This window comes from Vibrio sp. Y58_MX_L22 (genome assembly GCF_024181865.1).
Taxonomy (GTDB): Bacteria; Pseudomonadota; Gammaproteobacteria; order Enterobacterales; family Vibrionaceae; genus Vibrio; species Vibrio alginolyticus.
In genome coordinates, this window is sequence record NZ_JAMZAN010000028.1 from 1 (window position 1) to 5,487 (window position 5,487).

A 5,487-nucleotide genomic window follows, 5' to 3' on the forward strand; every position below is an offset into this window, starting at 1 on the left:
ATCAATTACAGTGAGTTTAAAAGCGAGGGAGTAATCGCGCTGAGTTCTTTTAGTTGTTGATTTCATAACACTCTCCAATTTTGGGGGTGGAAAGTGTCAACCTTATTTAGGACGGCACACAAAGGAATTAAAAAGGGTCGCATCGTGCGACCCTTTTTTGTTTTTTTGCTGCCAAACGTTAGTGTTGAGGCTGTTTAGCGAACGCTTGCACGGCTGGGAAAGCTATTGGGTCTAAGATGTCTGCCAGGGCGCACAACCTACGGTGCAATTCTCCTGGGTAGTCGCCACACACGTTGATGTGTCCCATCTTGCGACCTGCACGTTTCTCTTTGCCATACCAATGAAGGTGGCAACCATCCATTGATAACAATGCATCTGGTAGTGTGTCTTCACCAAGAATATTGATCATTGAGGTTTCACGAACCAATTTCGTACTACCTAATGGTAAGCCGCACACTGCGCGCAGATGGTTTTCAAACTGACACGTTTCTGCACCTTGCTGTGTCCAGTGACCAGAGTTGTGCACGCGTGGAGCAATCTCATTCACTAAAAGTGCCCCATCGACATCAAAGAACTCAAGCGCTAATACGCCAACGTAATCTAGGCTATCTGCGACTGCCGTGAACATTTGCTTTGATTGTTCCTGTAACCCTGGCGCATCAATCGCAGTAGAAAGGCTCAATACACCGTTGGTGTGGACGTTCTCTGCCAGAGGATACACTTCCACACTGCCATCTTTGCTTCGAGCACCAACCAGTGATACTTCGCGGTTAAAAGGAACAAACTCTTCAGCAACAATCGCTTGAGTTGGTGTTGCCGCGATGCACTCTGCCATCTCAGTCCAAATGTCGTCGACTTGAGAAGCTTCTTTTAAGCGCCATTGGCCTTTACCATCGTAACCACCTAATGCACTTTTCAGAACCATTGGCATACCAACGTGTTCAATTGCGCGCTCAAAGTCTTCACGAGTTTCAATGACGTAGTATTTCGCGTTGCGCACGCCAGCATCATCAAGCAGTGCTTTTTCAATACGGCGATCACCACCTGCTTTGATGGCTTGCGTACTTGGTAGGAACTTGCCGCTCGCTTCGCAAACCTTGAGCACGTCATGTGGAATATGCTCGAACTCGGCAGTAATCACGTCAACTTGCGTAATCGCATTTTCCAAGCCATGGCCAAGTACCTGTTGAGTTAAAGGGTGAACGACATCACCGCTGCTGACATCGTAAGCTGAAATTTGAATATTCAGTGGCGCACCAGCCAGAGACATCATACGAGCCAACTGACCCGCACCAAGAACCAGTACATGCATCTGATTAATCCTCTGCAGGGTTTGGATTTGCGAGAACTGTTTCCGTTTGCTCATTACGGAATGCTTCTACCTTCGCCATGATGTTTTCATCATGAGTGCCTAGGATTTGCGCTGCTAGGATACCGGCGTTTGCTGCGCCCGCTTCGCCAATCGCCAATGTACCAACCGCAATTCCCTTTGGCATCTGTACAATAGAAAGCAGTGAATCCATACCTTTCAGTGCACGAGACTGAACGGGAACCCCAAGCACAGGCAAACTAGTAAACGCCGCCGCCATACCTGGTAGGTGGGCTGCACCACCTGCGCCTGCGATGATAACTTTGATGCCGCGTTCTTTTGCGCCACTGGCGTAGTCAGCCAGTAATTGAGGAGTTCGGTGTGCTGACACGACTTTTGTTTCGTAAGGCACGCCAAATTGGTCTAGCATGTCCGCTGCTAGTTTCATGGTTGGCCAATCGGATTTAGAACCCATGATGATACCGACTTTCATCTCAAACTCCTTTAAGCTGCAAAAATTAGGTGAGCTATAAATTTGTGCGCATTATACGGGGATTTTTATCTCAAGCAAACGTTTGCGTCTTGTTGTTGGCGCTATTGATACATTTTATAAAAAAATTGCTTTAGTGTCTGAGAATGAATATTTGTACACTTAGTGAAAACAACACAGTCAAACAAATAGGAAGTAATCGGTGGATAACTTTGAACAAGTGCTCAACGCACTCAAGCAAGGCGAAGTGATTGCCTATCCAACAGAAGGGGTTTTTGGTGTCGGATGTGATCCAGATAACCCAGAAGCAATTCAAAAGCTATTAGAGCTCAAGCAGCGTCCGGTAGAAAAAGGGCTGATTCTCATCGCGGCAAGTTATGATCAGCTCTTGCCTTATATTGATGAATCTCAGTTGACTGAAGAACAATTACAGACTGTTCATGCCACTTGGCCAGGCCCATACACTTGGATCATGCCAGCGAGCGATAAAGTATCCAACTGGGTTTCAGGGCAGTTTGATTCAATTGCGGTTCGTGTGACTGATCATCCTTTGGTGCAAAAAATGTGTAATGCATTCGGAAAGCCGTTAACCTCTACCAGCGCGAATCTTTCCGGCTTACCACCGTGTATGACCACGGAAGAAGTCGAAGAGCAGTTGGGTGATAAGCTGGTCGCCATTCTTCGTGGCGAGACCAGCGGTCGTGATAAACCCAGCGAGATTCGTGACGCCAAAACTTCACAAATATTAAGACAGGGTTAACCCTGCTAGCCAGCCATCATTAGGTTTCACGTAATAGGTAATAACGTATGTCAGCGATCGATAAGCACGCCGTAAAGCAGTTCTTGATGTCACTTCAGGATTCCATTTGTCAGCAGTTAGAACAAGAAGATGGAAAGGCCGTCTTTGTCGAAGATGCATGGCAACGTGAAAAAGGAGAGCGTCTGGGTGGCGGTGGTCGCTCACGTGTTTTGCGTGATGGCCTTGTTTTCGAGCAGGGAGGCGTGAATTTCTCGCATGTGGAAGGGAAAGAAATGCCAGCATCTGCGACAGCGCATCGCCCAGAGCTAGCGGGTCGTCGTTTTGAAGCGATGGGTGTTTCTTTGGTTATTCACCCTAAAAACCCTTACGTACCGACTTCACACGCCAATGTCCGCTTCTTTATTGCAGAAAAAGATGGCGAAGACCCAATTTGGTGGTTTGGTGGTGGTTTTGACCTAACGCCGTTCTACCCATTTGAAGAAGATTGCCAATCATGGCACGACACTGCAAAACAGCTTTGTGCACCATTTGGTGACGATGTTTACCAAGAGCATAAGGCATGGTGTGACAAATATTTCTTCCTACCACATCGTAATGAAACTCGCGGTGTTGGCGGTTTGTTCTTTGATGATCTAAACCAGTGGGAATTTGATAAGTGTTTTGCTTACATCAAAGCAGTCGGTGAAGGCTATTGCCAGGCTTATTTGCCGATCGTTTCTCGTCGTAAAGAGATCGAGTATGGTGAGCGTGAGCGTGAATTCCAACTATATCGTCGCGGCCGTTACGTAGAGTTCAACTTAGTGTATGACCGTGGCACCTTATTTGGTTTACAAAGTGGTGGGCGTACTGAGTCGATTCTGATGTCAATGCCGCCGCTCGCTCGCTGGGAGTACTGCTACGAGCCAGAAGCGGGATCGCCAGAAGCCGAACTTTACGAGCGATACCTAACGCCCCGAGAGTGGTAAGCACGGAATCTCCTTTTCTATATAGATAGATAGTGATAGGGTCATCTGTAATCAGGTGGCCCTGTTTTCTCTATATCTAAGTAAGGAACAAAGGTAAGGAAATGACCCAGCAAATCGATCGCTATGCCGTGTTTGGTAATCCTATCGGACACAGTAAGTCGCCATTCATTCACACCTTGTTTGCTCGTCAAACTAATCAATCTTTGGTGTACACCGCAGAAAGTGCACCTGTTGATGGTTTTATTGACGCGGCGAAGGTGTTTTTTGCTGAAGGTGGCAAGGGGTGCAACATCACTATGCCATTTAAAGAAGATGCTTATCAATTTGCTAGTCGATTGACAGAACGGGCTCAGTTAGCAGGCGCGGTAAATACCCTCAAGAAGTTAGACGATGGTGAAATCATCGGTGACAACACTGATGGTGCAGGTTTAGTGCAAGATCTGCTTCAGCATCAGGTTGTATTGGAAGGCGCGCGAATCCTAATTATTGGCGCTGGTGGTGCAGCTCGTGGTGTTATTAAGCCACTACTTGATCAAAAGCCGACCTCTTTAACCATTACCAACCGTACCTTTAGTAAAGCACAGGAGCTTGCAGAGCTGTTTGTCTCTCACGGTCCTATCCGCGCCAAAGAGATGGCAAGTATTGATGAAGAGTATGATGTCATCATTAACTCCACATCCGCTTCTCTAAGTGGTGAACTGCCGACTATTTCATCCTCCATCTTTGCCGCTAACAGTACAAGCTATGACATGATTTATGGCAAAGGGGTGACGAGCTTTAACTTATGGGCAAAAGATAATGGCGCCGCTCATGCGTATGATGGTCTTGGAATGTTAGTTGGGCAGGCTGCGGAAAGCTTTATGCTCTGGCGTGGCTTACGTCCTGGTGCCAAACAAATTCTCAGAGAACTAAGAAAGAATCTTGAAGGTCAATAAGCGATGAATCAATCCATCTTATTCCCAGATATTCAATCATGGGATGAAGTATCACAATCGGTAAACTTTTCGGCGCAACAATCAGGCGCACTAATAGAGTGCTTTGTGACGAAACAAAAGTTAGAAAAGCTCAGTGGTTCACTGATTGAAACTGAGCAAGCGGCAATTAAAGTGTTTACTGATTACAGATTCGACCTAGAAGAAATGGCTGAAGAGCTAATAGAAGATGAAGCCTTCAACGAAGAAGGCCATATCATCATCGGTTAACAGGGTTTTAGTTCAAGTCTTTTACTTCATTTAAGTAGTCGTTTTTGTTCTGCACATAGTTATTGGCAGACTTTTGCAAGAAAGCTCGTTCTTTTTCTGATAGAGGGCGAGCTTGTTTTACTGGGCTTCCAACATATAAGTAGCCACTTTCTAATACTTTCCCAGGTGGCACTAAACTGCCTGCTCCGATCATCACCTCTGACTCAATTACAACAGCATCTAAAACAATAGCTCCCATACCAACCAAAACACGATCGTGGATCTCACAACCGTGCAGCATCACTTTGTGGCCAATCGTAACGTCATTACCAATAATCAATGGGTAGCCGTTTGGGTTTTCGGCGTTCTTATGGGTGACATGCAAAACACTGCCATCTTGAATATTCGTTCGATCACCAATGTGAATGTGGTTTACATCACCTCGCGCTGCTACCAGTGGCCAAATGCTAGAATCATCGCCAATTCGGATATCACCGACTAAAACAGAGGTTGGGTCAACGTAAACACGCTCACCAAGTTCAGGCTTTATACCTTTGTAGCTTCTCATTGAGCTCATCTTTTTTCCTTATTCAGGGCGATTACAGGGTGTATGGAGGTAGAATAGTAGTGAAAACTCGCCTTTTAGAATAAAAAACACCCAAACGATAAAAAAATCAAAAAAAACGAGAAAAAGGGCTTGCCAATGTGATCGCAATCTCTATAATGCCACCTCGCTGACACGGCAACGCTTCGAAGCTTAAGTTTCGAAAGTAAGAAGCCAA

Annotated in this window: 7 protein-coding genes; 4 read left to right on the plus strand and 3 right to left on the minus strand. The window is 46.0% G+C overall.

Annotated features, from left to right (window positions below):
- Window positions 1-178: 178 nt before the first annotated feature.
- The gene (locus NL626_RS22835) at window positions 179-1,312 is read right to left on the minus strand and encodes a 5-(carboxyamino)imidazole ribonucleotide synthase (protein ID WP_253657773.1); all 1,134 of its coding nucleotides are present in this window, start codon (window positions 1,310-1,312) and stop codon (window positions 179-181) included.
- Between the two features lie 4 nt (window positions 1,313-1,316).
- The gene (gene purE / locus NL626_RS22840; RefSeq protein ID WP_005379082.1) at window positions 1,317-1,802 is read right to left on the minus strand and encodes a 5-(carboxyamino)imidazole ribonucleotide mutase; all 486 of its coding nucleotides are present in this window, start codon (window positions 1,800-1,802) and stop codon (window positions 1,317-1,319) included.
- Between the two features lie 199 nt (window positions 1,803-2,001).
- Between purE and NL626_RS22845 the strand changes: the two genes are divergently transcribed.
- The 4 genes from NL626_RS22845 to NL626_RS22860 all read left to right on the plus strand — a co-directional run bounded on the left by NL626_RS22845 (window position 2,002) and on the right by NL626_RS22860 (window position 4,726).
- Complete coding sequence (locus tag NL626_RS22845; RefSeq protein WP_005379084.1) at window positions 2,002-2,559, plus strand: L-threonylcarbamoyladenylate synthase; 558 nt, start codon at window positions 2,002-2,004, stop codon at window positions 2,557-2,559.
- Window positions 2,560-2,606: 47 nt separating this feature from the next.
- The gene (gene hemF, locus NL626_RS22850) at window positions 2,607-3,524 is read left to right on the plus strand and encodes an oxygen-dependent coproporphyrinogen oxidase (RefSeq protein ID WP_047104448.1); all 918 of its coding nucleotides are present in this window, start codon (window positions 2,607-2,609) and stop codon (window positions 3,522-3,524) included.
- A gap of 101 nt (window positions 3,525-3,625) precedes the next feature.
- Entirely contained in the window at window positions 3,626-4,459 is an 834-nt protein-coding gene (gene aroE, locus NL626_RS22855) for a shikimate dehydrogenase (RefSeq protein ID WP_171345092.1), read from the plus strand.
- 3 nt (window positions 4,460-4,462) lie between these two features.
- Complete coding sequence (locus NL626_RS22860) at window positions 4,463-4,726, plus strand: DUF1488 domain-containing protein (RefSeq protein ID WP_005379090.1); 264 nt, start codon at window positions 4,463-4,465, stop codon at window positions 4,724-4,726.
- Between the two features lie 7 nt (window positions 4,727-4,733).
- On the opposite strand, the gene NL626_RS22865 is transcribed toward NL626_RS22860, so the two are convergent.
- On the minus strand, window positions 4,734-5,282 hold the full coding sequence (locus NL626_RS22865) for a gamma carbonic anhydrase family protein (RefSeq protein WP_005379096.1): 549 nt from the start codon (window positions 5,280-5,282) through the stop codon (window positions 4,734-4,736).
- Window positions 5,283-5,487 lie beyond the last annotated feature (205 nt).

Bases quoted from the DNA above. Each gene is read 5' to 3' on its own strand.
- purE (WP_005379082.1), bottom strand. From the start codon at position 1,802: ATGAAAGTCGGTATCATCATGGGTTCTAAATCCGATTGGCCAACCATG.
- NL626_RS22865 (WP_005379096.1), bottom strand. From the start codon at position 5,282: ATGAGCTCAATGAGAAGCTACAAAGGTATAAAGCCTGAACTTGGTGAG.
- aroE (WP_171345092.1), top strand. From the start codon at position 3,626: ATGACCCAGCAAATCGATCGCTATGCCGTGTTTGGTAATCCTATCGGA.
- NL626_RS22835 (WP_253657773.1), bottom strand. From the start codon at position 1,312: ATGCATGTACTGGTTCTTGGTGCGGGTCAGTTGGCTCGTATGATGTCT.
- hemF (WP_047104448.1), top strand. From the start codon at position 2,607: ATGTCAGCGATCGATAAGCACGCCGTAAAGCAGTTCTTGATGTCACTT.
- NL626_RS22860 (WP_005379090.1), top strand. From the start codon at position 4,463: ATGAATCAATCCATCTTATTCCCAGATATTCAATCATGGGATGAAGTA.